This is a genomic window from Burkholderia sp. A9, from assembly GCF_000801975.1.
Genome location: NZ_JSZN01000017.1, coordinates 53562 through 78222, shown reverse-complemented (window position 1 = coordinate 78222; position 24661 = coordinate 53562). Strand labels below are relative to the sequence as shown.

26 protein-coding genes and 2 pseudogenes are annotated in these 24661 nt (G+C 65.4%); 12 read left to right on the top strand and 16 right to left on the bottom strand.

The genetic code is table 11. The features are described 5' to 3' along the window. Window positions 1-14 precede the first annotated feature (14 nt). The 4 genes from PI86_RS10045 to PI86_RS10030 form a co-directional block, all read right to left on the bottom strand. Complete coding sequence (locus tag PI86_RS10045) at window positions 15-1322, bottom strand: dicarboxylate/amino acid:cation symporter (protein WP_014900628.1); 1308 nt, start codon at window positions 1320-1322, stop codon at window positions 15-17. 356 nt (window positions 1323-1678) lie between these two features. Beyond that, window positions 1679-2884: an MFS transporter gene (locus PI86_RS10040; RefSeq protein WP_039321548.1), complete on the bottom strand. Its 1206-nt coding sequence runs from the start codon at window positions 2882-2884 to the stop codon at window positions 1679-1681. 173 nt (window positions 2885-3057) lie between these two features. Continuing rightward, window positions 3058-3729: an NrsF family protein gene (locus PI86_RS10035; protein WP_039321546.1), complete on the bottom strand. Its 672-nt coding sequence runs from the start codon at window positions 3727-3729 to the stop codon at window positions 3058-3060. Then, window positions 3726-4376: a sigma-70 family RNA polymerase sigma factor gene (locus PI86_RS10030; protein ID WP_039321543.1), complete on the bottom strand. Its 651-nt coding sequence runs from the start codon at window positions 4374-4376 to the stop codon at window positions 3726-3728. Before PI86_RS10030 ends, PI86_RS10035 begins: the two co-directional genes overlap by 4 nt. Before the next feature lie 129 nt (window positions 4377-4505). Here PI86_RS10030 and bufA1 point away from each other — a divergent pair, with 129 nt between their 5' ends. From bufA1 to PI86_RS10010, 4 genes are read left to right on the top strand one after another with little or no spacing between them, the layout of a single operon-like run. Then, window positions 4506-4826 (top strand): BufA1 family periplasmic bufferin-type metallophore, encoded by a 321-nt coding sequence (gene bufA1, locus PI86_RS10025; RefSeq protein ID WP_039321541.1) that lies wholly within the window; start codon window positions 4506-4508, stop codon window positions 4824-4826. Between the two features lie 14 nt (window positions 4827-4840). After that, window positions 4841-5731, top strand: a complete 891-nt coding sequence (bufB, locus tag PI86_RS10020; RefSeq protein WP_039321539.1) for an MNIO family bufferin maturase — start codon at window positions 4841-4843, stop codon at window positions 5729-5731. Next, window positions 5703-6521, top strand: a complete 819-nt coding sequence (locus PI86_RS10015; protein WP_039321537.1) for an HvfC/BufC N-terminal domain-containing protein — start codon at window positions 5703-5705, stop codon at window positions 6519-6521. The genes bufB and PI86_RS10015 overlap by 29 nt, the downstream gene beginning before the upstream one ends. Then, window positions 6509-6976: a DoxX family protein gene (locus PI86_RS10010; protein WP_039321535.1), complete on the top strand. Its 468-nt coding sequence runs from the start codon at window positions 6509-6511 to the stop codon at window positions 6974-6976. The genes PI86_RS10015 and PI86_RS10010 overlap by 13 nt, the downstream gene beginning before the upstream one ends. A gap of 68 nt (window positions 6977-7044) precedes the next feature. Here the strand turns inward: PI86_RS10010 and PI86_RS10005 are convergent, their stop codons facing one another. From PI86_RS10005 to PI86_RS09995, 3 genes are read right to left on the bottom strand one after another with little or no spacing between them, the layout of a single operon-like run. Beyond that, window positions 7045-7230 (bottom strand): DUF1289 domain-containing protein, encoded by a 186-nt coding sequence (locus PI86_RS10005; protein ID WP_014900636.1) that lies wholly within the window; start codon window positions 7228-7230, stop codon window positions 7045-7047. 2 nt (window positions 7231-7232) lie between these two features. Continuing rightward, complete coding sequence (gene dmeF / locus PI86_RS10000) at window positions 7233-8528, bottom strand: CDF family Co(II)/Ni(II) efflux transporter DmeF (protein WP_039321533.1); 1296 nt, start codon at window positions 8526-8528, stop codon at window positions 7233-7235. Between the two features lie 12 nt (window positions 8529-8540). Continuing rightward, window positions 8541-8813: a metal/formaldehyde-sensitive transcriptional repressor gene (locus tag PI86_RS09995; protein ID WP_014900638.1), complete on the bottom strand. Its 273-nt coding sequence runs from the start codon at window positions 8811-8813 to the stop codon at window positions 8541-8543. Window positions 8814-9150: 337 nt separating this feature from the next. Between PI86_RS09995 and PI86_RS09990 the strand changes: the two genes are divergently transcribed. From PI86_RS09990 to PI86_RS09970, 5 genes are all read left to right on the top strand, one after another. Further along, on the top strand, window positions 9151-9567 hold the full coding sequence (locus PI86_RS09990; RefSeq protein WP_039321530.1) for a plastocyanin/azurin family copper-binding protein: 417 nt from the start codon (window positions 9151-9153) through the stop codon (window positions 9565-9567). Window positions 9568-9812: 245 nt separating this feature from the next. Continuing rightward, a complete protein-coding gene (locus PI86_RS09985) occupies window positions 9813-10790 on the top strand; it encodes a chromate resistance protein ChrB domain-containing protein (protein WP_039321528.1) in 978 nt (325 codons plus the stop codon). Beyond that, complete coding sequence (locus tag PI86_RS09980; RefSeq protein WP_039321526.1) at window positions 10787-11965, top strand: chromate transporter; 1179 nt, start codon at window positions 10787-10789, stop codon at window positions 11963-11965. Before PI86_RS09985 ends, PI86_RS09980 begins: the two co-directional genes overlap by 4 nt. 162 nt (window positions 11966-12127) lie before the next feature. Then, window positions 12128-13285 carry an MFS transporter gene (locus PI86_RS09975; protein WP_442854572.1) on the top strand — a complete coding sequence of 386 codons (1158 nt, stop codon included), beginning with the start codon at window positions 12128-12130 and terminating at the stop codon, window positions 13283-13285. A 107-nt stretch (window positions 13286-13392) separates the two neighbouring features. Beyond that, window positions 13393-14496: a YncE family protein gene (locus PI86_RS09970; RefSeq protein WP_039321522.1), complete on the top strand. Its 1104-nt coding sequence runs from the start codon at window positions 13393-13395 to the stop codon at window positions 14494-14496. Here the strand turns inward: PI86_RS09970 and PI86_RS09965 are convergent. The 4 genes from PI86_RS09965 to PI86_RS09950 form a co-directional block, all read right to left on the bottom strand. Then, window positions 14449-14772 (bottom strand): MoaF-related domain-containing protein, encoded by a 324-nt coding sequence (locus tag PI86_RS09965; RefSeq protein ID WP_039321520.1) that lies wholly within the window; start codon window positions 14770-14772, stop codon window positions 14449-14451. The genes PI86_RS09970 and PI86_RS09965 overlap by 48 nt on opposite strands. A gap of 459 nt (window positions 14773-15231) precedes the next feature. Further along, window positions 15232-16347, bottom strand: a complete 1116-nt coding sequence (locus PI86_RS09960; RefSeq protein WP_014900645.1) for an alkene reductase — start codon at window positions 16345-16347, stop codon at window positions 15232-15234. A 62-nt stretch (window positions 16348-16409) separates the two neighbouring features. Further along, window positions 16410-16898, bottom strand: coding sequence for an aldehyde dehydrogenase family protein (locus tag PI86_RS09955; protein ID WP_152608084.1), 489 nt, complete (start codon window positions 16896-16898; stop codon window positions 16410-16412). A 90-nt stretch (window positions 16899-16988) separates the two neighbouring features. Next, window positions 16989-17795, bottom strand: a complete 807-nt coding sequence (locus PI86_RS09950) for a helix-turn-helix transcriptional regulator (RefSeq protein WP_039321518.1) — start codon at window positions 17793-17795, stop codon at window positions 16989-16991. 259 nt (window positions 17796-18054) lie between these two features. Here PI86_RS09950 and PI86_RS17725 point away from each other — a divergent pair, with 259 nt between their 5' ends. Beyond that, window positions 18055-18297 carry a GDCCVxC domain-containing (seleno)protein gene (locus tag PI86_RS17725; protein WP_082012202.1) on the top strand — a complete coding sequence of 81 codons (243 nt, stop codon included), beginning with the start codon at window positions 18055-18057 and terminating at the stop codon, window positions 18295-18297. 67 nt (window positions 18298-18364) lie between these two features. Here the strand turns inward: PI86_RS17725 and PI86_RS16380 are convergent. The 5 genes and pseudogenes from PI86_RS16380 to PI86_RS09930 all read right to left on the bottom strand — a co-directional run. Continuing rightward, a pseudogene (locus tag PI86_RS16380) lies at window positions 18365-18626 on the bottom strand (CDF family Co(II)/Ni(II) efflux transporter DmeF); the annotation flags it as partial. 31 nt (window positions 18627-18657) lie between these two features. After that, window positions 18658-19362, bottom strand: a complete 705-nt coding sequence (locus tag PI86_RS09945) for an RNA polymerase sigma factor (protein ID WP_039321516.1) — start codon at window positions 19360-19362, stop codon at window positions 18658-18660. Next, window positions 19359-19724: a cupredoxin domain-containing protein gene (locus tag PI86_RS09940; protein ID WP_039321514.1), complete on the bottom strand. Its 366-nt coding sequence runs from the start codon at window positions 19722-19724 to the stop codon at window positions 19359-19361. The genes PI86_RS09945 and PI86_RS09940 overlap by 4 nt, the downstream gene beginning before the upstream one ends. Continuing rightward, complete coding sequence (locus tag PI86_RS09935; protein WP_039321512.1) at window positions 19705-20253, bottom strand: DUF4142 domain-containing protein; 549 nt, start codon at window positions 20251-20253, stop codon at window positions 19705-19707. The genes PI86_RS09940 and PI86_RS09935 overlap by 20 nt, the downstream gene beginning before the upstream one ends. Window positions 20254-20625: 372 nt before the next feature. Then, complete coding sequence (locus PI86_RS09930) at window positions 20626-22707, bottom strand: hypothetical protein (RefSeq protein WP_039321510.1); 2082 nt, start codon at window positions 22705-22707, stop codon at window positions 20626-20628. Between the two features lie 237 nt (window positions 22708-22944). On the opposite strand from PI86_RS09930, the gene PI86_RS09925 reads away from it, so the two are divergent. Both PI86_RS09925 and PI86_RS16375 read left to right on the top strand, forming a co-directional pair. Beyond that, complete coding sequence (locus PI86_RS09925) at window positions 22945-24063, top strand: helix-turn-helix transcriptional regulator (RefSeq protein WP_039321508.1); 1119 nt, start codon at window positions 22945-22947, stop codon at window positions 24061-24063. A 14-nt stretch (window positions 24064-24077) separates the two neighbouring features. After that, window positions 24078-24274 (top strand): annotated as a pseudogene (locus PI86_RS16375) (H-NS family nucleoid-associated regulatory protein); the annotation flags it as partial. Window positions 24275-24661 lie beyond the last annotated feature (387 nt).

Here is a 24661-nt window from a genome sequence, read left to right as displayed (position 1 = left end):
TTACAACCGGGAAATCACGCGGACGTCGCCGTCTCCCGCGCCTCTGCCTGCTTGATCCCGTCGTTGCCGCCCGCATCGGCATCGTCGCGCGGTTCACCGAGCTGGCCCTCCCACTTCGCGACCACGGCAGCCGCGATCGAGTTGCCGACGGCGTTGGTGGCCGAGCGTCCCATGTCGAGGAACATGTCGACACCCATGATCAGCAGCAGCCCGGCTTCCGGCAGGTGGAACTGGTTGAGCGTCGCCGCGATCACGACGAGCGACGCGCGCGGCACGCCCGCCATCCCCTTCGACGTGACCATCAGCATCAGCAGCATGGTGATCTGCGTGCCGAGCGGCAGGTCGATCCCGTACACCTGCGAGATGAACAGCACCGCGAACGTGCAGTACATCATCGAGCCGTCGAGGTTGAACGAGTACCCGATCGGCAGCACGAAGCTCGAGATCTTGCGATTCACGCCGAAGCGGTCGAGCGCGTCGAGCAGCTTCGGATACGCGGCTTCGGAACTCGCCGTCGCGAACGACAGCAGGAACGGCTCGCGAATCAGGCGGATCAGCGTGAACGCGCGCTTGCCGAGGAACGCCACGCCGGCGAGCGTCAGCACGCCCCATAGCAGCGCCAGCGCCAGATAGAAGCTCGCCATGAACTTCGCGAACGTGAGCAGGATGCCGAGCCCTTCCGTCGTGACCGTCGACGCCAGCGCGGCGAACACGGCGACCGGCGCGAACCCCATCACCGCGCCCGTCACCTTCAGCATGACCTGCGCGAGATCGTCGATCACGCCGGTCAGGCGCTTGCCGGCATCGCCGAGCGCAGACAGCGCGGTACCGAAGAAGATCGAGAACACGACGATCTGCAGGATCTCGTTGTTCGCCATCGCCTCGGCGATCGACTTCGGCACCAGGTGGACGACGAAATCCTTCAGGGTGAACGCCCCCGTCTTCAGGTTCAGCGCTGCGTCGGAGGCCGGCAACGGCAGGCTCAGGTGGCTGCCCGGCTTCAGGATCGTCGCGGTGATCAGGCCGAGCACCAGCGACGTGAACGACGCGATGAAGAACCAGCCGAATGCTTTCACGCCCACGCGGCCGACCGATCCGCTGTCGCCCATCTGCGCGATGCCGACGGTCAGCGTCGCGAACACCAGCGGCGCGATGATCATCTTGATCAGCCGCAGGAACACGTCGGACAGCAGCGACACGTAGCCGGCGACTTCCTTGGCCATTTTCGGGTCGGGAAACGCGCTATGACAGGCGTAGCCCACGGCGATACCCAGCGCCATCGCGATGACGATGTAGCGGGTGATGTTGTGCTTCTTCTTCATTAGCAATCCAAATTACAGAACATGTGTTTCCAACGGCTGGCAAATCGCCGGCTTCGAATCCGGGACAGCGTTCCGCGGGTGCGGCGCACGCCCGTTTCGGGTGCCGGAGCCCGTCCGTGGGCAGGGCCACGGCGCGCAGGGGGGGCATTCTATCGCAAACGCCGGACAATCTTTCAAATGTGAAAACGGAGGCCGTGCGCGGTGCGGGGAAGGAGGCGGGGCGGGCTTTCGCCGGCCGGAGGCCGGTCCGCCGGTGGACCGGCGGGCCGCGATGCCGGTGCGGGATTCGGGCACGGTCGTGCCCGGCTGTCAGCCCGGCCGTGCGCGGGACCCCGGCGCAATCGGCGAACGATGCATTACGCCGTCGACGTGCCGGGTCGCGGCATGAACCGGCACAGGCACAGCGGCACCACGACCAGCGCGGCGCCGGCCAGAAACGTGGTCGACGCGCCGAAGCGGGTCCACAGCGCGCCGGCGATGCTGCTCGCGAGCAGCATGCAGAGGCCGCTCACCAGGTTGAATACGCCGAACGCGGTGCCGCGCAGCGTGGCCGGCGAGGTTTCCGACACCATCGCGGCGAGGATGCCCTGGGTAAAGCCCATATGCAGCCCCCACACGACCACGCCGGCGAACATCGAGAACGTCGACGTGCCGATGCCGAGCAGCAGGTCAGCTGCGATCAGCAGCACCATGCCGGCCGCGAGCAGCACGCGGCGATCCAGCCGGTCCGACAGGACGCCGACCGGCCAGGCGGACAGCGAATAGGCGACACTCATCGCGACCATCACGGCCGGGATCCACGCCGCGTCGAGCCCGGTCTGCTGCGCACGCAGCACCAGGAACGCCTCGCTGAAGCGTGCCAGCGTAAACGTCGCGCCGGCCGCGACGACGAACCAGTAGCCGCGAGGGAACGCGCGCAGGGCGCGCCAGCGCAGCGGCGAGCGAAAGCGCCGATGCGGTTTCGACTGCCCGGGCTCCCGTACCCCGAACACGATCAATGCGATCGCGACGAAGGCCGGCACCACGGCGAACCACAGCACGGTCCGGATGCGGTCCTCGAACCCGAACATCAGCACGATCGCGAGCATCGGGCCGAGAAACGCGCCCACGGTATCCATCGACTGGCGCAAGCCGAAGCAGGCGCCGCGGATTTCCGGCGGGGCGACGTCGGCCACCAGCGCGTCCCGCGGTGCGCCGCGAATCCCCTTGCCGACGCGGTCGAGCAGGCGGGCCGTCACGACGACGGCCGGCGTGGACGCCAGCGGAAACAACGGCTTGGTCAACGCAGCGAGGCCGTAGCCGGCCAGCAGCAACCCCTTGCGGCGCCCAAGCCAGTCGCTGATCGCGCCGGAGAACACCTTGACGATCATCGCGGTCGCTTCGGCCGCCCCTTCGAGGACGCCGAGCGCGACCACGCTCATGCCCATGGTCGACACCAGATAGATCGGCAGCAGCGCATGGATCAGCTCGGACGACAGGTCCATGAACAGGCTCACGAGGCCCAGCGCCCACACGGTCCGTGGAATCGCGGGCTTGCCGGCAATCGGTGATGAAGTCGTCATGATGGGTCGACATCAAGATTGGGGGCGGTGCGGCGTGCCCCGGGGTTCCCGGTCGCGGCGGGTACGCCGTTTCGCGGGAGCGCGGCAGTACCAGCGTGACAGGGCCATTCGCCCGGTCGCCCGCCACCTCGACACGCGACGCAGCACATGTCGGCGACGGGAAGCCGGAGGCTTCAGCCACTGGCGCGCACGTCCGATCCGACCCAGCGGAACAACCGGGGGCCGAACGACACGGTCACGATCAGCAGGATAACCGTCAGCCCGACATTCCACGCCAGGATCATCACGGTCGCATCGAGTGGATGAAAGAGCGACAGCGCGACACCCGTCGTCGCCGAGACGGCGAGGCTTCCCGCCATTGCCACCGGCATCGGCGCCAGATGCGCGACGTGGCGCAGCATGATCAGCAGCAGCAGCGTGAGCGGCACGCCGATGAGCACCAGCGTTCCGAAGCACCGCGCCGTTTCGCCGGGCGACATCCCGTTCGGACCGAGTTCGACCCAGTTGGTGAGACAACCGTAGCCGACGGTCGACATCCACACGGCCAGAGCCGGCAGCGGCAACAACGCCCAACGCAACGACCGCCCCGGCACGCTCGCGATGAACGCGCCCACCGCGGCGAGGATGCCGGTCAACGCGGCGGCCGACACGCTCGTCACGAACACGCGTTCGTGAAGCCTGAACGGCAGGTCCGGCCGCGTACCATGGACAAACGCGACCGACAGCAGCAGCAGCGCGGCCAGCAGCAGCCAGCCGACCGCGCGTCGGACCGGCTGGCGCAGCGGCCGAACCGGCGCGCTGTCGGCGACCAGCGATTCGATCAGTTCCGGCGTTGACTGCTTCATTGGCGCTTCTCCCGATGGTCGAGCAGCTTGCGCAGCGCTTTCAGCCCGCGATGCACGGCTACCTTCAAGGCCGCCACCGTCATGCCGGTGGCCACGGCGGCTTCCTTCAACGACTTTTCCTCCAGCTTGAGCATCTGGATCGCATCGCGCTGCCCCTGAGGCAACCGGGCCAGCGCTTCATGCAGTACCCGCGCGTCGGCCGCCTGTTCCATAAGATTCGCTCCATCGCCCGGGATGGTTTCGTGGTCCGGGTCCAGCGGCAGCTCGCGTGACGCATGGCGCCCCTGGCGGCGCAATGCATCGACCACGCGGCGGCTCGCGATCGCGACCAGCCACGGGCCGAACGGCCGCTCGGGCGCGTAGGTGTGCCGCACCTGGTGAATGGTCATGAGAATCTCCTGTACGACGTCCTCGACGGTGTCGGGATGGACGCCGTGGCGGGCGACGAACCGCCGGAGATACGGCGTCACGCTCTCGAGCAACCGGCGGTAGGCGGCGCGATCGCCGATCTGCGCACACGCCATCAGCATCGACCAGTCCGGCGCCCCGTCCTCCCGAAGCGGTGGCGGCTTGCTGTCGGCAGCTTGCGCCGCGGCTGGCCGAACCAGCCGGACGTGCGCGTCACGAGGGTGTCTCTCGTCTGTCATGTTCCTGGTATCCAGCGACAAAGTCCGGCGCAGAAAATATTCCGGCACGCTGCGTAACCTTTAGTCGTGGCCGAGCGAATTTTCTGACAAGGTCGCTCATCGGCGATCCCTACTTCAGGAGAAGGCACCATGAGCAAATCCGTTTCCGCCATCTCGTCCCTGTCCGCCGCCATCGGGCTCGCGCTCGCCGTGCAAGCCGCGCCGAGCCAGGCACAAGCCATGAAAGATATGAGCAATATGCCGCAGATCGTCAAGGACAACATGGCCCGGATGTCGCAAAACCATCTCGAGAAATGTTACGGCATCAACGCGGTCGCGAAAAACGACTGTGCCGAGGGCGCGCACTCGTGCGCCGGTCAGACGACGCAGGCTCGCGACACGAAGTCCTTCGTACTGCTACCTGCCGGCGACTGCGGCAAGATCGCGGGCGGCAAGCTCAAGGCGAGCTGAAGGTTCGCGTCGCCATGAACGGGCCCACGCCATTGCGCGGTGCCGCGCCGCGCCCGATACCGGCCCGGGCGGGCGTCGGGCTGCGCTTCCGTCACCACCAGGCGGTGCTGGACGAGCAGCCGGCCATCCCGTGGTTCGAGGTGCACACCGAGAATTACATGGGCGGCGGCGTGGCGTCGTCGTATCTCGACGCCATTCGTCACGACTACCCGCTGTCGCTGCATGGGGTCGGCCTGTCGCTCGGCAGCGCGGACGGGCTGGACGGCGCGCATCTGGCGCGCGTGCGCGAAGCGGTGCGGCGTTTCGAGCCTGCCCTGGTTTCCGAGCACGTGTCGTGGAGCGCAGCCGGCGGCACCTATCTGGCCGACCTGCTGCCGTTGCCGATGACGGAAGAAGCGCTCGACGTCGTGTGCAGGCATGTCGATCAGGTTCAGGCAACGCTCGGACGGCCGATTCTGGTGGAGAACCCGTCCACCTGCCTGCGCTTCGTTCACTCGACCATGCCTGAATGGGAGTTCCTGTCCGAGATCGTGCGACGGACCGGATGCGGCCTGCTGTGCGACGTCAACAACATCTACGTCAGCGCATGCAATCACGGCTGGAATCCGCACGTCTATCTTGCCGCGCTGCCGCGTGCCGCGATCGGGGAGATTCATCTGGCCGGCCACAGTGTCCGGTACTTCGAAGGCGGCCGGACCCTGCGGATCGACGATCACGGATCGCGCGTCGCCCCCGAAGTATGGGCGCTGTACCGCGACGCGCTGCGCCACTTCGGCGCCGTGCCGACATTGATCGAATGGGACACCGGCGTCCCGCCGCTGGGTACGTTGATGGAGGAAGCGGCGATTGCCGAATCGGCACTGGAGGCGACACGCCATGAACACGCATGCGCCCACGCTGGCTGACTTGCAGCAAGCGGTCCGGGCCAATCTGCACGGCACGGCGAACGACGCGCCGGCCTGGATCGTGTCCGACGGCTTCCCGCCCGACGCACGCCTTTCCATCTACCGCAACACGATGACCGCCGTACTGGTAAACGCGCTTCGCCTCGCGTTTCCGGCCGTGCAGTTTCTGCTCGGCGCAGCGTGCTTCGAGGGTGCGGCCCGTCGCTTCATTGACGCGGCACCGCCAAGCAGCGCGTGGCTGGACGAATACGGCGCCGCGCTGCCCGCGTTTCTCGCCGGGCTGCCCGAGACCGGGTCGATACCGTATCTTGCCGACGTCGCGCAGCTCGAATGGCACGTGAACAGCGTGCTGCATGCACCGGACGCCCCGACGCTGAATCTCGCGCAACTGGCGACGCTGGACGAGGCCGCGCTTGGCGGGATGCGCCTGCGCACGCATCCGGCAGTACGCATCGCAAGCCTCGCCTTTCCGGCCGATACGATCTGGCGTGCGGTGCTCGACCGGGACGACGCGGCGATGCACGCGATCCGCCTCGACGATGGCCCGGTGCACCTGCTCGTGCAACGCTCGGCCGAAAGCGTCGAAACGGTCCGCCTGGATGACGGCGAATACCGCATCACGGCGGCGCTGTTCGCCGGCGCAACGGTTCGCGATGCGTTGTCGGCCGCGCCGAACCCGGATGCATTTGCCCACTTCGCAGCACTGCTGGCGCGAGCGTGCTTTTCCGACACGATGCCCGCAGCCGAGGCGGCCGCGCCTTCCGGAGGATTGCCACCATGCCGAACCTGATTCGAACGCCTTCCCCTGCGTCACCCGTCGCTTCGCGGCTGGCGGAAATCGTGCAGCGGCTCGAGCGCGTACCGTACTGGCTGCTCGCGATCCCGCTGCGTCTCGCGGTGGCGACGATCTTCTGGAATTCGGCAATGGCCAAGCTCGCCAACTGGGACGTTGCGCTCGACCTGTTTCGCGACGAATACAAGCTGCCGCTGCTGCCGCCGGAGCTGGCTGCATACATGGCCGTATCGATCGAACTGAGCATGCCGGTCCTGCTCTTGCTCGGCCTCGCGACGCGGCCCGCGGCGCTCGTGCTGCTCGGCATGACGACCGTGATCGAGATCTTCGTCTATCCGCTCGCATGGCCGACCCACATACAGTGGGCGGCCATGCTGCTCGTGCTGCTGTGCCGAGGGGCCGGATGGCTGTCGCTGGACGCGGTGATCAGGCAGCGTTGGCTGCGCTCCTGACCTGACGGAGCATCGACGGTCGAGCGCCGCCCCTGCTGCGCCGGTGGGCCTGCGTCAGCGATAGACGATCATTCCGATGTTTCCCGCGTCAGCTTCGCGTGCCGCCGTGCGCGGTCGTTCACGATCTGGTGACGCCGGTGATCGGTCATCTTCTTCCAGCCGCGCGCTTCGTCGCGCGTGCGCAGGCATGCCACGCAGTAGCCGGTCCTGCCGTCGAACGAACACACGTCGACGCAAGGGGATTTGACCGCCATGCTTATTGCCCTCGCGTCGCGGGCACGACTTCGACGGTGATGTGCGACAGGTTCCTGAACCGCTGGAGCACGCCGTGATAGAAGCGCGCATCCCGCTTCGGGTCGTCCGTCTCCACCGACACGACCGCGCTCATGTGCCCCGGCCCGAGCCGCCACACATGCAGGTCGCCGACCCGGTCGCCACTGCCTTCGATGGCACCACGTACGTTGTCCGTCAGACGACGATCCGCATTCATGTCGAGCAGGATGCCGCCTGTGTCGCGCATCAGGCCGTACGACCAGTTCGCGATCACCAGCGCGCCGATGATGCCGGCCAGCGGATCCATCCACAGCCAGCCGAACGCACGCGCGAGCAGCAGCCCGACGATCGTCAGCACGGAAACTGCGGCATCGGCGATCACGTGGATGTAGGCAGAGCGGATGTTGTGATCGCGCGCCGCCGCCGCGGACGCGCCATGGTCGTGTTCCTCGAACGCCAGTTCGTGCTCGCGGCCGTCCAACCGAACGATCGCCTTGAATTCATGCGGTTCGGGAATGGCTTCGGTCGACTCCAGATAGCCGCCGCGATTTTGCATCGCGAAGGCCTGCCGGGTCCCGTCCGGACGGATCGTCGTCACCGACACGGCGCTCGCATCGACGCGCTTCGTCTCGTGCGTCGCAGGCGCCACGCGGAAAACCGGTGGCACGCCGTCCTCGAACACCGACACGAGGAATGCGCCCTGCCGATCGAAGATTCGCTGCGCTTCCGCTTCGTGGCCGTGATCATCGTGATCGTCGTGAGCATGCCCGTGATGATGGCCATGACTATGACCATGACCGTGGCTATGGCCATGGTGGTCGCCGCTCAGCAGCCAGACGCTCGCGATGTTGACGAGCAAGCCGGCCACCGCAATCGGGATCGCTTCACCGAAATGGATCGGCACCGGCGCGAGCAGGCGCGCGACCGCCTCGTACCCGATCAGCAGCGCGATCATCGCGAGCACGATCGCACTCGTGAAGCCCGCCAGATCGCCGAGCTTGCCCGTGCCGAACACGAAGCGCGGATCGCTCGCGTGCTTGCGCGCATAGGTATAGGCGAGCGCGGCAATCAGCATCGCGCCCGCGTGCGTCGACATGTGCAGGCCGTCCGCGATCAGCGCCAGCGAGCCGAAAATCGACCCGCCGACGATCTCGGCCACCATCATTGCCGCGCACAGCGCGATGACCATCCAGGTCCTGCGTTCGTTCTGCTCGTGCGCGGCGCCGAGAAAGATGTGATCGTGTCCTGCGCCGAAGGCGTCGTTCGTAAAGTCGTTCATTCCTGCCCTCGATTACTTGAAATAGCTGTGAACGACGTCGATCAGCTGCTCGGTCGCGCTGCCTTCGTCTTCGTGACCTTCGGCATCGACCAGATGGCTGCGGATGTGATCCTCGAGCACGACCGCGAGCAGGCCGTTCATCGCACCGCGGCCGCTCGTGATGAGCTGGAGGATCTCGTTGCAGCCGCGCTCTTCTTCCAGCGCGCGTTCGATCGCTTCAACCTGCCCCTTGATTCGGCGGACACGGTTCAGCAGCTTCTGCTTTTCCTTGATGGTGTGGCTCATGGTGGTCCCTTCATATAGCGGGGGGGACTATATACCAAATCGCACTTCCATATAGGGAGGAGGGGTATATGTCGGGCTCATGCAAGGCCGGTGCCCGGACAGCGACACCCCGTTGCGCGCACGGATGTGCGCCGTGCTCGACGCGCTGCAGGCACGACGCCGTAAGCCCGACCCCGGGAATAAGTCGCCGGACGCGGACGTTTACAGAACGTATCGCGCCCAACGGATAACGTTCATGCCGCTGCATCGGCAGGGGCGCTCGTGTGCTCGACGAATCGCGCACGGCAATCGCTCGACTCTCGGCAGGCGCGATGCTTCGACGCAGATGGAGGCAGCCATGCGTGCTACTTGCAGAATCGTCGTCGTCGCCGGGGTGACCGCGCTTGGTATGGCATCCCATGCGAGCTGGGCGCAGCAAACGGTCAATGCGACGTTGCTGTCGAACTCGATCCAGCTCAAGACGCACAACGTGAAGTCGGGCCGCGTCACACTGGATGTCAAGAATGCCGCGGACAACAACATGGAGCATGAGCTCGTCGTGCTCAAGACGGATCTCTCTGACGATGCGCTCCCTGTCAGCAAGGGACAGGTGCTGGAACACAAGCTGAGAAAAATCGGGGAAGTCGAAGATATCGCGCCGGGCCGGAGCAAACGTGTGTCATTCAGGCTCGCGCCCGGCCACTACGCGCTGATCTGCAACAAGCCGGGCCACTATGAAGCCGGCATGCACGCGGCGCTTGTCGTGACGCGGTAAATCGCCGGGCGGGAGCGAGAAATGGCCCGCCAGATTCGAGCGTCATCTACCTCGTTCCGTTTTACAGGTCATCCGTCGCACGACGGATGACCCTGTCTCCGTCCCGCCCGAGTCAGGCGCGGTGCGCTCATTGCCGATCTCGCCGGAGCGCCTACCCGCCGCCGCCCGTGCGCGAGTGCGACACAATCCGGCTATTGCACCAAGTAATTTTGTAGATATGGTAACCATGACGTAGAGTTTTCTACATGGATGCCATCTCTACGTGGTCGCTCCTCGTTCTGACCCTTCCGACGGAAAACGCGACGGCCCGCATGCGGTTCTGGCGCGCCCTGAAGGCAAAGGGCTGTGCGGTGTTGCGTGACGGTATCTATCTGCTGCCCTACACCGACGAGCATGAAGCGACGCTGCGCGACCTCGCGGGGGCCATTGCCGACAGTGGCGGCACGGCTCACCTGTTGCGCGCGCCGAGCCTGGACACGTCGCAGGAACTGGAATTCCGCGCGCTGTTCGATCGCGGGGAGGATGACGCCGCCTTTATCCAGACCCTTGCGGACGCCCGCAAGACCCTCGCCGGACAGTCGGCCACGGAACTGACGCGCCTGCTGCGCCGCATGCGCAAGGATTTCGACGCCATTCGTGCGATCGACTATTTCCCGGGCGACTCGGCAACCCGCGCCGAAGTCGCGCTGCAGGATTTCGTCGCATTGGTCGACACCGTTCTGTCGCCGGGTGAGCCGCACGCCGCGGACGGTGCGATCCGTGTGCTGGCGATCGGCGAGTATCAGGGCCGCGCCTGGGCGACACGGCAGCGGATGTGGGTCGATCGCGTCGCCAGTGCATGGCTGATCCGCCGCTTCATCGACGCACGCGCCCGCTTCATCTGGCTTGCGTCGCCGGCGGATTGTCCGGCTGACGCGCTGGGCTTCGATTTCGACGGCGCGACCTTCACGCATGTCGGCGAGCGCGTGACGTTCGAAGTGCTGCTGGCCAGTTTCGGGCTCGACGACGACCCGGCGCTCATGCGGCTCGGCGAGATCGTGCACGCGCTCGATGTGGGCGGCCCCGCGGCGCCCGAAGCGGTTGGCTTCGAGGCCGTGATGGCCGGCACGCGCCAACGGGCGGAGCACGACGATCAGTTGCTCGAGCAGATGAGCACCGTGCTCGACGCCCTGTACGCGCATTTCTCGTCGAACGGCAAAAACCAGACCGCGTCCAAATCATGACCACCGCCATCGCCTCAACCGAACCGACCTACTCGCTTGGCGAGCTGGTCGCCTACATGCTGCGCCTCGGCACGTTCGGTTTCGGCGGGCCGGTTGCGCTCGCCGGCTACATGCGTCGCGACCTGGTCGAGCGTCGCGGCTGGATCACGGAAGCCGACTACAAGGAAGGGCTCACGCTGGCCCAGCTCGCACCGGGGCCGATGGCGGCCCAGCTCGCGATCTATCTCGGCTTCGTCCACTACCGCGTTCTCGGTGCGACGCTCGTCGGCGTCGCCTTCGTGCTGCCGTCGTTCCTGATGGTGCTCGCGCTCGGGTTTGCGTACGCGCACTTCGGCGGGCTGTCCTGGATGCAGGCCGTCTTCTACGGCGTCGGCGCCGCGGTGGTCGGCATCATCGCGATGAGCGCCTACAAGCTCACGACGAAAACCGTTGGCCACGACAAGCTGCTCTGGGCGATCTTCCTGACGCTGGCCGCCGTGACCTTCATCACGGAATCGGAGATCGCGTGGCTGTTCGTCGTCGCAGGCCTGATCGGCTGGCTGTGGCGCGCCCCGCCCAAGTGGCTGCACCGCGGCGGGCTCAATGCGGTTGCCGCCGCGAACTTGCCGGCAGCCAGCGGAATACTGAGCGGCATCGATCTGCCGCAGCTCGTTCAGATCGGCGCGTTCTTCATGAAGGCAGGCGCGTTCGTGTTCGGCTCCGGGCTCGCGATCGTGCCGTTCCTCTATGGCGGCGTCGTCACCGAACATCACTGGCTCAACGACAAGCAGTTCGTCGATGCCGTCGCGGTCGCGATGATCACGCCCGGCCCGGTCGTGATCACCGTCGGCTTCATCGGGTATCTCGTGGCGGGCTTTCCCGGCGCGTGCGTCGCGGCGCTCGGCACGTTCCTGCCTTGCTACCTGTTCACCGTCATTCCCGCGCCGTACGTGAAGAAGTACGGGCACCGTCCGGGCGTCAAGGCGTTCGTCGACGGAATCACCGCGGCAGCCGTCGGTGCGATCACGGGCTCCGTCCTCGTCATCGCGAAACGCTCGATCGTCGACATACCGACCGCACTGCTCGCCGTCGCAACCGTGCTGCTGCTGTGGCGTTTCAAGAAGTTGCAGGAGCCGGTCATCGTCACGGCTGCCGCGCTCGTCGGGCTGGTGGCCTACCCGTTGCTCCATCATTGAGCCGCACGGCAGGGAGGCACGGCATGGTGATGTACGACGCACGCTACGCGTGGTGCCGGCGTGATGCCCATACCTAGCAGCCGGTGCGCGTCGTGGCTCGCCCGCCGGATGCTGCCGGCGGGCACCGACAAGTCCGCATGGCTCATCCTCGCCAGCCGCGGCATGCGCGGCTTCTGCGATGGATTCATTGCCGTGCTGCTGCCCGCGTATCTGCTGTCGCTCGGGCTTTCGCAACTGGATGTCGGTCTGATCGGCACCACGACGCTGACGGGTTCCGCCATCGCGACGATCGCGGTCGGCATGCTCGCGAGCCGCTTCACGCAGCGCCGCATGCTGACGCTCGCGGCGGCGCTGATGGCCGCCACGGGAATCGGTTTCGCGAGCGTCTCCACGTTGTGGCCGCTGTTCGTGATCGCGTTTGCCGGCACGCTCAATCCGAGCTCCGGCGATGTCAGCCTGTTTCTGCCGCTCGAACAGTCGCGTCTGGCGCACGCAGCCGACGGCGCCGCGCGCACGGCGCTGTTTGCACGATACAGCCTCGTCGGGGCCGTGTCGGCGGCGGTCGGATCCCTCGCGGCAGGGCTGCCGACATGGCTTGCATCACATACAGGAATCACGGCACTCGGCGCGATGCGCGGCATGTTTCTGGTCTACGCCGTGACGGGCGCCGCCGTCTGCATCCTGTACCGGCGGCTGCCACGCCGGGATGCCCACGCGCCGCAGGCAGCGCCCCCGCTCGGTCCGTCACGCCCGATCGTCATGCGGCTTGCGATGCTGTTCAGCGTCGACGCGTTCGCAGGCGGTCTCGTCGTCAACTCGCTGTTGTCGCTGTGGTTGATGCAGCGCTTCGCACTCTCGATCGCCGCTGCCGGCCAGTTCTTCTTCTGGGCGGGCCTGCTGTCGGCCGGCTCGCAGCTCGCGGCCGCGCCGCTGTCGCGCAAGATCGGCTTGCTGAACACGATGGTGTTCACGCATATCCCGTCGAGCGTCTGCCTGATCGGCGCCGCGCTCGCGCCTTCGTTGCCGCTGACGTTGACGCTGCTGTTGATGCGCAGCGCGCTTTCCCAAATGGATGTGCCGACACGAACCGCCTACGTGATGGCGGTCGTCACGCCGGCGGAGCGACCGGCAGCGGCCAGTTTTACATCGGTCCCGCGCAGCCTCGCGGCCGCTGTCGCGCCGACGCTGGCCGGCGGCCTGTTCAGTCTCGGCTGGCTCGGTGCGCCGCTGGCCGCATGCGGCGTGCTGAAGATCGCGTATGACCTTGCGCTGCTGGCGGCTTTTCGGCACGTCAAACCAGACGACGACCGGGCGCGGTAATTGCGGGTAATTGCGGCCACGGTCGAACGACGAACAAGCGGGGAGCCATGCAAAGCGATGCCGCCGCCCCCGCGTCAATGCGGCGACGGCCGTCGCGGGAGGAAATCATGAAGAAGCTCGGACGCTGGCGCTACAACCTGCTCCTGCTCATCGCGCTAGGTGGCGGACTCGGCACATCGGGCCTGTTGATTCAGCGGATTTTCGCCTCGGGCGACGACACCTCGATCGGCACCCTGCCGCTGACGCACGTCGCGGACATCGCGTTGCCGGGCCGCCCGACACGACTCGACTATGCAAGTCTGGATCCGAGCCGCAACCAGCTCTTTATCGCACACCTCGGCGACGGGGAAGTGATTGTCTTCGATACGCGTGCATCACGCGTGACTGCACGGATCGCGGACGTATCGTCGGTGCATGGTGTGCTGGCCGTCCCTGAGCTATCGCGCGTCTACGCGTCCGCAACCGGGACCGACGAGATCGTCGCGATCGACGCCGCGACGCTGAAGGTCGTCGCGCGCATACCGGGCGGGCATTACCCCGACGGAATGGCCTATGCGGCCGAGGTGCGCAAGCTGTACGTATCCGACGAATACGGGAAAACGGAAACGGTCATCGATGTCCGGAGCAACCAGCGCGTCGCGACGATCCCGCTCGATGGCGAGGCCGGCAACACGCAGTACGATCCGGTCTCCCGGCACATCTTCGTGAACGTTCAGACGCGTCGCCAGCTCGTCGAAATCGATCCGGCGACGGACCGTGTCGTCGCGCGTGTCGACTTGCCGGGCGCGAAAGGCAATCACGGCTTGCTGATCGAGCCGCACAGCCGCCTCGCCTTCATCGCGTGCGAGGACAACGACAAGCTCCTCGTCTTCGATATGCGCGCACGGCATGTCGTTCAATCGTTCGATATCGGCGGCGGGCCGGATGTGCTTGCGTTCGATTCCGCGTCGGACGTGCTCTATGTCGCGGGTGAAGCCGGCATCGTTTCGATGTTCAGCGTCAGCGGCCGGCATGTTGCCAGGATCGGCGAAGGCCGGCTCGGGCCGAATGCGCACGTCGTCGCGGTCGACCCGGCCACGCATCGCGCGTACTTTCCGCTGAAGAATGTCGGCGGCCGGCCCGTGCTGCGCGTGATGGTGGCCTTTACCGACATCGCGTCGCGTTCAAAGCGCGCGCAGGCTGCCCTCGAGCCGATAGAAGTCGAGCGATGATGCAGTGAAGAACGAACGCGACGTGCCGGCGGCAAAATCGTCGATGTGCACCACGGTCGAGCGGTCGGCTTCCTGCCACGAAATTGCGTAAATCTCGCCTGCAACGTGCTGCCACGTATAGGCGACTTCGCCCTTCGCGCCCGAGTAAGCCCCTTCCGTGATCTCGTAGCGCATATGGATCCCGTCATCGGCATACGCGTTGATGGCGGTGAGTCCGTCGTAGCGGACTTCGAACGTCTTGCCGGCAAACGACGGCAGTTGGGTCGGTGCGTTCATGGTGGTGATCTCCTGATGAAAAATGGACGACGCTCGATGGGCGAGTTCGACAGGTGTGCCGACGCGTTCACGCAGGCCCGCACGGGTCAAACGCACCGCTCAGCGCGGTCAGCGCGAGCGGCATGGCGATGAGGGGTAGTGTGCCCGCTTTGCTTTGGTGTAAAAACCCGCCTGAAAACCAATCAATTTTGATTTCGCTTCAACAATGAATGTCTGGCTCGGCGAATCCCGGGCCTCCCGAGGTGCGCACCCTCGCCGATGAATGCGCCGACGCGCGCGCCGGCTGCGCCGCGCCATTCAATTGATTCACGGTGAAAGGCGCAATTCCCGAACCGCAGCAACGCCGCCCGCCTGCTCACCGAAGCGGCCGCGCGGCCGGCACAAGCGGATGGCGTAGACGAAGTCCGGGGCCGCCATCCGCGTCGGTGGTGAGATTCGAACCCCGCCGCAGGCGCTTCCTCATTGATCGACGACGATCTGGCCATTCATGCCGGGCCAGTCGGAATAGCCGCTCACGCCACCGCCGTACCAGTATTGTTTCGGGGCCTCGGCTAGCGGCGCCCCGCTGCGAAGCCGGTCGACCAGGTCCGGATTCGCGATGAACGGCCGCCCGATGCTGAACAGGTCGGCATCACCGGTAGCCAGCGTCTGCTCGGCCAGGCCAAGCGTGTACTGATTGTTGGCGATGTACGCACCCTTGAAGCGCTTGCGGAGCGCCGCGAAGCTTACGCCGCCGTGTGCGTCGCGGCTCAACTGGGTCACGCCCTCGATGTCATGGATGTAGAGCAGCCCGAGGCTGGACAGCGCGTCGACATAGGCGCCGAACGTCTCCACTGTCTTGCTGTCGAGCGGCGTGTTGCCCGGTGCCGTGGTCACGGGCGAGATGCGAATGCCAACCCGGTCGGCACCCCACACGTCGATGACCGCCCGGACGACTGCAAGGGGAAAACGCAGACGGTTTTCGACCGAGCCGCCATATTGGTCGGTACGGTGGTTGGTACTGTCCCGGACGAACTGCTCCAGCAGATAGTTGTTCGCCGAATGCACCTCCACGCCGTCGAAGCCGGCGAGCTTCGCGTTCTCGGCAGCACGGCGATAGTCCTCGATGATCAGCGGGATCTCTTCCGCATCGAGCTCACGCGGCGTGACGAAATCCTTCATGCCGTCATGCACCCGTATCTGGCCTTCCGGCTTGATGGCGGATGGCGCAACCGGAAGTGCTCCGCCATGCATGTCGGGGTGGGACATCCTTCCGGTATGCCAGAGCTGCAGGAAGATCTTTCCGTCGCGTCGATGTACGGCATCGGTCACGCGCTTCCACGCCGTGATTTGCGCGTCTGTCCAGATCCCCGGGGTACGCGGATAACCCCGAGCCTGGGACGAAATGTTGGTCGCCTCCGTGATGATCAAGCCAGCGCCGGCACGCTGCGCATAGTAGTCGGCAGCATAGTCAGGTGGAACACCGGCGTCGTCGGCACGGCTGCGGGTCATCGGCGCCATGACGATGCGGTTCTTCAGATGCAGCCCGCCGATCGTGACGGGCTGCAGGATGGGGCTCGAGACAGGGTCAAACATGATTAGTATTCCTTTAAGAATCTGGCAATCAGCTTTCTGTTGGGATCCGCAGGAAGCAAAGATCAGTCGACGGTCTTTGCCCAGACCGCCTGAGCGTTGGTGAACGCCCGCAAGCCGACATGCGACAGTTCGCGTCCGTAACCGCGCTTCTTCACCCCACCGACCGGAATGCGGGCGTTCGAGGCGGAAAAGCCGTTGATGAATACCCCGCCCGTTTCCAGGCGACGGGCGATATCACGTGTCCATCGATTGCCACCCAGGCCGTAATCGCCGGTATTGGCAAGCTGCGGGGTCGCATGTTCCGCATTGTCGGCAACCGTGATCGCAGCCCAGGCCCCAGACCTTTCGCGCAACCTCGCGGACAGGCGACGATAGGTCGCAACGCGTTCCGCCATCGGGGTCGTGCGCCACAACCGGCTGGCGGCGGCGTTGCCGTCCAGCATGTGCTCGACCTCGTCCGGGGTCTGGAATGCATGGGTTGCGATCAGCTCGCCGGTCGCAGGGTTGCGCGAAATCGCGCCGGTGGCGGGGTTGGTGCTGGGGGTGGGCATCATTGCCTCCGTGACGGTTCAGAGCGGTGTCGGTTGCTCTGGGCGTCACTGTAGGCAATTCGGGCAGCCTGAATAAGGCGTCTTGTGATCCTATGAGTCCGACTCACTGGCAGCGGGTCGCGGGATATACGTCACCAGCGACAGATCCGGCCGCCCTGCGGGTGTCAACGCGACATAGGTGAATTCGATGTCGCCAAACGTCGGATGTCGAAGGCGCTTGCCGCCTTCGTCGAACCCTTTCACGTCCGTATCCGGCCACCAGTCACGGAACTCGGGACTCAGTCCGGAGAGTTCGTCGACCAGACTGTCGAATGGCAACTTGTCCTGCGCCTGGGCGCGGGCGGCACGAAACGTGGAAATCATGCCGCGCGCCATCTGCTCCCAGTCGAGAATCAGGGTGCGATAAGGTGGGTAGAGGAATAGCAGGCGCAACGTATTGCGCTCGTGCGGTTGCAGCGATCCGTAATCGACGAACAAGTCGGCGATCGCGTCATTCCAGGCGAGAATGTCGAGCCGCGTGTTGCGGACATAAGCCGGCACGTCGATGGCCCGCACCAGCATTTCAAGGCCATCGCTGACCCCGCCGCCGGTTGCTACCGGCGGCAGTTCGCGAGAAGACAGGGCAAAGAGATGGGCCGATTCGACACGATCGAGTTTGAGGACCTTCGAGATTCGCCTGAGCGCGTCGGCGGAGGGCTGGATGTCCCGGCCCTGCTCGAGCCAGGTGTACCAGCTGACGCTGACGCCCGCGAGCATCGCGACTTCCTCACGTCGCAAGCCTGGCGTACGGCGCGGCCCCTCGGGCAGGCCGAATTCGGTTGGCTGGAGGCGCGCGCGTCGGCTGGAAAGGAACGCGCCCAACTCACGCCGTTGTTCAGGAGATGGTCTGCGTGCCATATGACGCTTGAGCAATGACTTCGATGGCAAGAATCTAACGCAGATTGGCGTGGCGTGGTCAACTCATCCCGGACACTGCTTCAAGTGTTTCTTCTGCAACAGCCGGCGCCAGTCTGTCATTGAATTGAACTGATCTGGCCGTAACCGGTTGTACCAGCGCACCGGTATGGTCACAACTTGGCGGTGGAGCGCCAGCCAAGGACTATCCTTCAATCGTCAAGGAGACGCACAGCGTCGTCGACCCGGTCCCGTTGAAATCATGGCAAACGAACTCGTCTTCGAATCCGTGCTGACTTGCCCGTACTGCGGGTCTGCCCGTTGCGAGACCATGCCCGATGACACCTGCCTGTATTTTTACGAATGCCCCAGTTGCCGCAAGTTGCTGCGCCCGCGCCCCGGCGACTGTTGCGTGTTCTGCTCGTTCGGTTCGATCCCATGCCCGCCTCGGCAACAGCAGCGTAACCAGGATCCCTGCGGAGACTGCGGGACGGACGTGTCGTAGTCCGCCGCCACACCAGCCGGCCGGGTCATTGCGCGCGCCGCAGTACCGCTTTCCCTCGCGTCGCGGGCCCGACTTCGATAGCACCGCGCACGTTGCCCATCAGACGACGATCCGAATTCATGTCGGGCAGGATGCCGCCGGTGTCGCGCATCAGCACCGTACGACCCGTTCGCGATCACCAGCGCGCCGATGATGCCGGCCAGCGGATCCATCCACAGCCAGCCGAACGCACGCGCGCGCAGCAGCCCGACGATCGTCAGCGCGGAGACAGCCGCATCGTCGATCACGTGGATGGTCGCGGAGCGGAACCGGCGTCGACGCGCCGTGCCGAACGCGGCGCGGCCGCGACCCGCCGCCGGCTCAACGCGGTTCCAATCTGGCCAGCACTCCGCTCACGATCCGGTCGCAGCGTTCCCCGTCGAATGAAAACACGTCGCGCTCGGCCAGGTCGATTTCCTGAGCGAGCGATTCGCGCAGCAGGCTCCTTGCGCGGAAATGCCGCGAGCGCACGGTCGCCTCCGGTATCCCGAGGCACGCGGCGGTTTCCTCGACGCTGAATTCCTCGACACAGCGCATCACGAACACGATGCGAAACGCTTCTGGCAACGCATCGAGCTTGCGCTCCAGCAATGCACGCCATTCGGACCGCATCAGCGCCCGGTCCGGCGAACCGTTCTGGTCTGTATCCATGATGTCCCGCTCGAAGTCGGCGATCGCAGACAAGCCGACCATCGGCGCGATCGTGTCGCGCCGCGCGCCGCGGCGCTGACGCGTATGGCACTCATTGAGCACGAGCCGCGACAGCCAGGTCGACAGCGATGCGTCGCCGCGAAACCGCGCGATCGCACGAAACGCCGCCAGATAGGCGTCCTGCAGGGCGTCCTCGGCTTCCGCGTCGTCGCGCAACGTCGCCCGCGCGAGCCGGTAGAGCCGCCGATTGTAGCGACGCATCAACTGTTCGAACGCCGTGCGGTCGCCGCTCGCGACGCGCGCGGCGAGCGTGCGGTCGTCTTCTTCCGAAACAGGCGACGGGCTCGGCTCGGGAACGTCCACATGGCGCATCATGGCTTGCCCTTTACGATCAGTGTCGCTTTCATCGTAGGATGAAACGTGCAGAGATACGCATGGCGGCCCGGTGTATTCGCGACATATGTCCACGACGCATCGGGTGCGATTTCATGCGAGTCGAACACGCCCGCGGCCGTCGCCGTGTGCGCGACGAGATCCTTGTTGACCCAGACGATCGTGTCGCCGCGCGCGACCGTCAGGCTCGCCGGGTTGAAGCGCATGCCTTCGATGGTGATCCGGTGCGTCGTGCTGGCGGCGACGTCCGCAGCCGCGATCGCCAGCGCCGCCAGCACGCCGATCCGGCACACGGCACGGCGCCGCGCCGCCGGGTTGCCCGGCTCAGTAGGCCTTCTTCTCATTGCCGTCGCCGAGCGTCGATTGCAACGCGCGAGCGTGCTCGAGGTGGGCGACGAACGCCGGCCGCACCTTCACCAGCAGCGCCTTCAATTCGTCGTTCTTCGCCAACGGAATCAGCTGCTTGTCCATCGCATCGATCACCTGTTGATGATAGGTAACCTCGTGATCGACATAGGCCTTGTCGAATGCGTGCCCCTTGAGCGCCTTGAGCGCGGCGACGTTGTCGTCGCCCTCTTTCTTCAGCGCGTCGCTCGTCGCGTTGGTTTCGGGTTTCAGGTTCAGCCTGGTCGCCAGCGCGACCGCCGATTTGTTCACATTGGTGTGATCGGTGACCATCAACTCGGCAAAGCTTTTGACGGGTTTCGTATGCGTCGTGTTTTCCGCGAGGGTCCCGGCATCGATGTCGACCTGGTTGGCCGTCACGACGATCGCGGCGATCTGCGGGTCTGTCAGTTGCGTCCCTTGCGCAGGGGCGGCGAGCGGCAGTGTGGAAAGCAGTGCCGCAAGGCCCAGCTTGGGCATGAGTGTCATGTGATTTCTCCGGAGCAATGAAAGCGGAGCGATCATCCGCGCCGGTCGACGACGGATGGCTCTGTGGCTATAGACGTCACGACTTTCGGCCGCGTTCCGGTGGGCTCTCGGAGAAGGGGGCTTTGGCACCCTGGTGAATTCGAGGATTTGGACATCGTTTCCGAGACAACCACATGCTGCTCGCCTCAGCAAAGATGTCCTTGTCCACGGCAATTCTCAGGCCACATCGTGACGCGGTTCGGTCGTGCGACGCCAACGTCCCCGCGCTTGCGGCCGGCACTGTCTCGGCGCGTCGTCATGCGAGCGAGCCGACGGGATGGCGAACCGTCCCGCCGGCCCTGCGCTCGCCGGACGCATCCGCCCGGCTGCCCGTTACCGGTCGTACTCGAAGGACTCGGTGAAGACCGTGTCGACCGGGTCGGACCAGCTCAGGTTCACGAACGAGAAGTCCGTGCTGCCCGTCCAGCCAGCCACCGCCGGGAACGCGACGCCCTGATCGCCCGGCACGTTGAGCGTCACCGCGGCGCCCGGCTGGACCGGCGACGCCGGTGCCGAACCGTTGACGAACGTCGCCGCAGGCTGCCCGGCCGCGGTTGCGCGAATCTGCACGCTACCGCGCTTGACGAACGGCAGCCCCGTTTTCGACGTCCAGCCCAGCGGGAAGGTCGCGCCGCCCGCGAACGTGCCGGCGGAGCCCGGCGTCAGCGCGTCGCGCGTGGACTGCGCCAGATCGTGCCATGCGTACTGGCGCAATGCGTCGGGCGACGGCGACGGCGTACGCAGCCGGACCGTGTAGTGCCTGGCCGGCGTCGCCGTGTTGCCGTTCTGGTAGACGTCGATCGTATAGGCGCTGAACGGCTTGATGTCGGCCAGCTCGGCGGTGCTCAGTTGCGGCTTCGCCCATGCGGTATTGTTGCGCGGCGCGTCGCCGGGCCACGTGAACAGGCCCTGATTCGCCGGGTCCTGCGCGACGCCGGCCAGGCGGAAGCTGTTGCGGCACTGCGCGTTTCTCGCCAGTGCGGCGAGCTGCGCCGGCGTCTGCCCGCTTGCAATCTGCGCACGGATGTTCAGCGTGTCGCAGGTACCGCTCGACGGCTGGAGGAACACGCCGTTGCGCAAGCCCGGGCCGTTGACGATCGCGAAGTCCACCGCGGTGCCGGCTGCATCGACGGCACCCACCTGCAGGCTGAGCGAATCGACGAACGCGTTGGTCCCCGTCGACGGATTGGCCGGATTCAGCCAGTCCCACTTCTGCGCGTTCGCATTCACCTTGCTCAGTACCGCGCGCTGATTGCCGATCACGCGCCAGCCGGTATCGCCGTTTGCGAGACTGCCCGCCCGCACCGCGAGTTGCACATTCTGCTGCATGCCGTCGCGAATGCCGTCGCTACGCGTCCACGCGAGCTTGACCCACATCGTGTCGCTGGCGGCGACACGGATGACTTCCGGCAAGCTGAAGCTGGCGTTGTTCATCGCATCGTCGGCCACGATGCCCGGCGTGCCGCCGGCCGGCGCCCCGAACTCCTGGTCGACCGACAGTCCGTTGTTGAGGTACGCGGCGGGCACGCCTGCATTCAGCGCGCCAGACGCGACGTCGTCGACGAAGATCCGGCCGCACGCCGACACGCTGCCGCCCGTGCGCGCGGCGCCGGTCGTACCGGCGAAGCACTGGTTGAGCGCGCTCTGCAATGCCGCCAGATCGCTGGCATTCGGCAGGTTCGACACCACCGCGCCATTGATGGTCGCGGCGGCCGGCAGGCTGGCCTTGTCGCTCGCCTGCGGCGCGACGCCGGGCGCGAGCTGAAGCTGCACCGGCGTATCGCTGGACGCGCCCGCCACCGAGCTGATCTGGACGCCGCCGTCCGGCAGGACGTTGATCTTGACCTGGTCGAGCAACCGGTCGAGGCCCGGCGCGCCTGCGGTCAACGGGCCGGAAATCAGGTCGACGCCCGTATTGCCGGTAGCGGCCAGCAGGTCGGCCAGCGCCGACGAATAGGCCTGCACCGTGCTGGCGACGGCCTGGGCCGTGACCTTGCTTTGCAGCAAACCGGTGTCGGCCAGCAGCTTGGTCGGATTGTCGCCAATGATCGTGGCGGCGATCGCGTTCGTGATCGGCGTGATGTTGATCGTCTGCGTGCCGGCCGTAGCGCTGAGCGCGATCAGCGTGGCCTGCGAATCGGCGACGTTGCCGTATGCGGACAACGCGAATGGCGCGGTCAGGCCGGTCACCGTGCAATGAAACGCGCCGGTTGACGCATCGGCCGGGCAGTCGACCGCCTTGCCGGTCGCATCGACCAGTTTCACGGTGGCGGCCTGCATCGCAGCGCCGGCGGCCGCGACCCCGCTGACCGTTTGCGCGGCAGGTGCCGCGGGCGGCGAGGAGGAACTGTCGCCACCACCGCAAGCCGACAGGATGAGCACTGCAATACCGGATACGACAGGCGTGAGTTTCATTGCGTTTCCCCCGAGACCCTTCTGGTTGATGCGTGTCACATACACCGCTCATGCACGCTGAATGGCGAGGATTCTCGCAAAGCCGATTTTTGCGATCATCATTCAGGTGGATGAAAATCGGGAAATAACACGGCACGAAACGCAAATAACCTGTGTTAGCCTGAAAAAAATTCGGTATTCGAAGCAATATCGTCAGACAAAATCAACATACGAAGATCGCGAAGCGACGGGGGAAGCATGCAACGGGACCAACTCATCGGCGACCTCTACGAGGCCGCGCTGCATCCGGACGGTTTTCTCGAAGTGTTTCATCGGGTATCCGAATCGCTCGGCGCAAACGTGTTTCACATGTTCAGTTGGGACGTCGCGCGCAATGCCCCGAAATTCTCGATCTACTCGCCGCGCGCGGAGTTCGATGAGGTCATCGCACTCTACGACCAGTATTACGGCGCGCTCGATCCGCGCCGCGGCTTCGTCGAGAACGCACCGCTCGGCGAATTCGTTTGTTGTCAGGATCACCTGACCGAGCGCGACGTCGAACGCAGCGAGTTCTTCCAGGACTATCAGATTCCGTCGGGATTTCGCTATCTGATGGGGATTCGCTTCGCGCGCCCCGGCAGCGACAACATTCTGCTCGGGTTACTGCGAGCGAACGGCCGAACACCCTATTCTTCGCAAGAACGCGCGACCCTCACCGGTATGGCCGGGCATCTGCAACGGTCGATCAACCTATGGCAAGACGCGAGAGTGCTGCATCGCGACGCCACGCTCGGCGCCGAACTGATGGAGGACCTGGGCCTGTCCGTCTTTGCACTGGACAGGCACTCGCGCGTCCTGTTCGTCAACCAGGCGGCAGAGTCGATGCTGCGCAGCACCACCTGCCTCAAGCTCGAGAACGGGCACCTGAGCGCGACGAGCGGGCCACAAAACGATGCGCTCAAGGCGGCGTTGACGCGCGTCGCGAAGACCCGAAAGAGCGAGAGCCTTGCCCTTTCCGGCACGTTGGTCGCAGCGCACGAAATTTTTCTCAGCATCTCGGCACTATCCGGGCAAGCGCTCCGTGCCATTTTCGGCGATGCGACGATGCTGATCACGGTCAGGCGACGCAGCGCCGCCCCGCTCGTCGTCGCACAACAGCTGCGGCAGTCGTTCGGCTTGTCGAGCGCCGAAGCCGCGGTCGCCGAAGCGTTGATCAGCGGCAAGACGCCTGACGAATGTGCAGCCAGCGCTGGCGTGTCGCTTGCGACGGTCCGCACCCAGTTGCGTGCAATCTATGAAAAGACACACTCCCGGAATCAGGCCGAAGCGGTCGGACGAATGCTCTGGGTCATCCCGCAACACAAGCGCAACGATTGACACTTCGAAGCGGCGAGAATGAGTTGCAGTGTGCCGCTGGTTTCCGGAAGTCGCGCAGGACCCGAGCGCCAGCGAAATACCATGGCCCGTCGTCGGGTAAGACGTGGTCCGGCCACGATCCGCGCCCGAAATGGCTCGTTGGCAAGTCGCTCGACTACTCTATCTGGTCGAGCGAGCAGCGAAGCCGTGGTGCCTCGAAAAGGACACCTGACGCATAGCGACAGATATCTCGAATTCGATCGAGCATGCGCCCCTGTCGCCCAAGCCGCCCGAGAACAGCGATCCGCCTGGGGATCGGTGGCGTCGAAGCGATCGGATGGCGCCTGTTGGCCCCGCGGCTGATCAACCGCAGTCTGTCGGAAGACACATGAGAGCGCATTTGCCGACATCCTGATGCCGAGACAGCAGAGGTTCGCTTTCCGACTCGACTCGCCAGTCCATGACCTGCTTGATCGCTGGCGAACCGGGTCCGTGGCTATGGAGCGCTACCGATCAGAACGAGGTCGAGCATACCTTCCCCTGGATCGTGTATGTGGAGGCGGTTCGTCCTCGCGGCGTCGCGCAGAACTTGGGAATCCTTCCCCCAAGACGCCTAGAA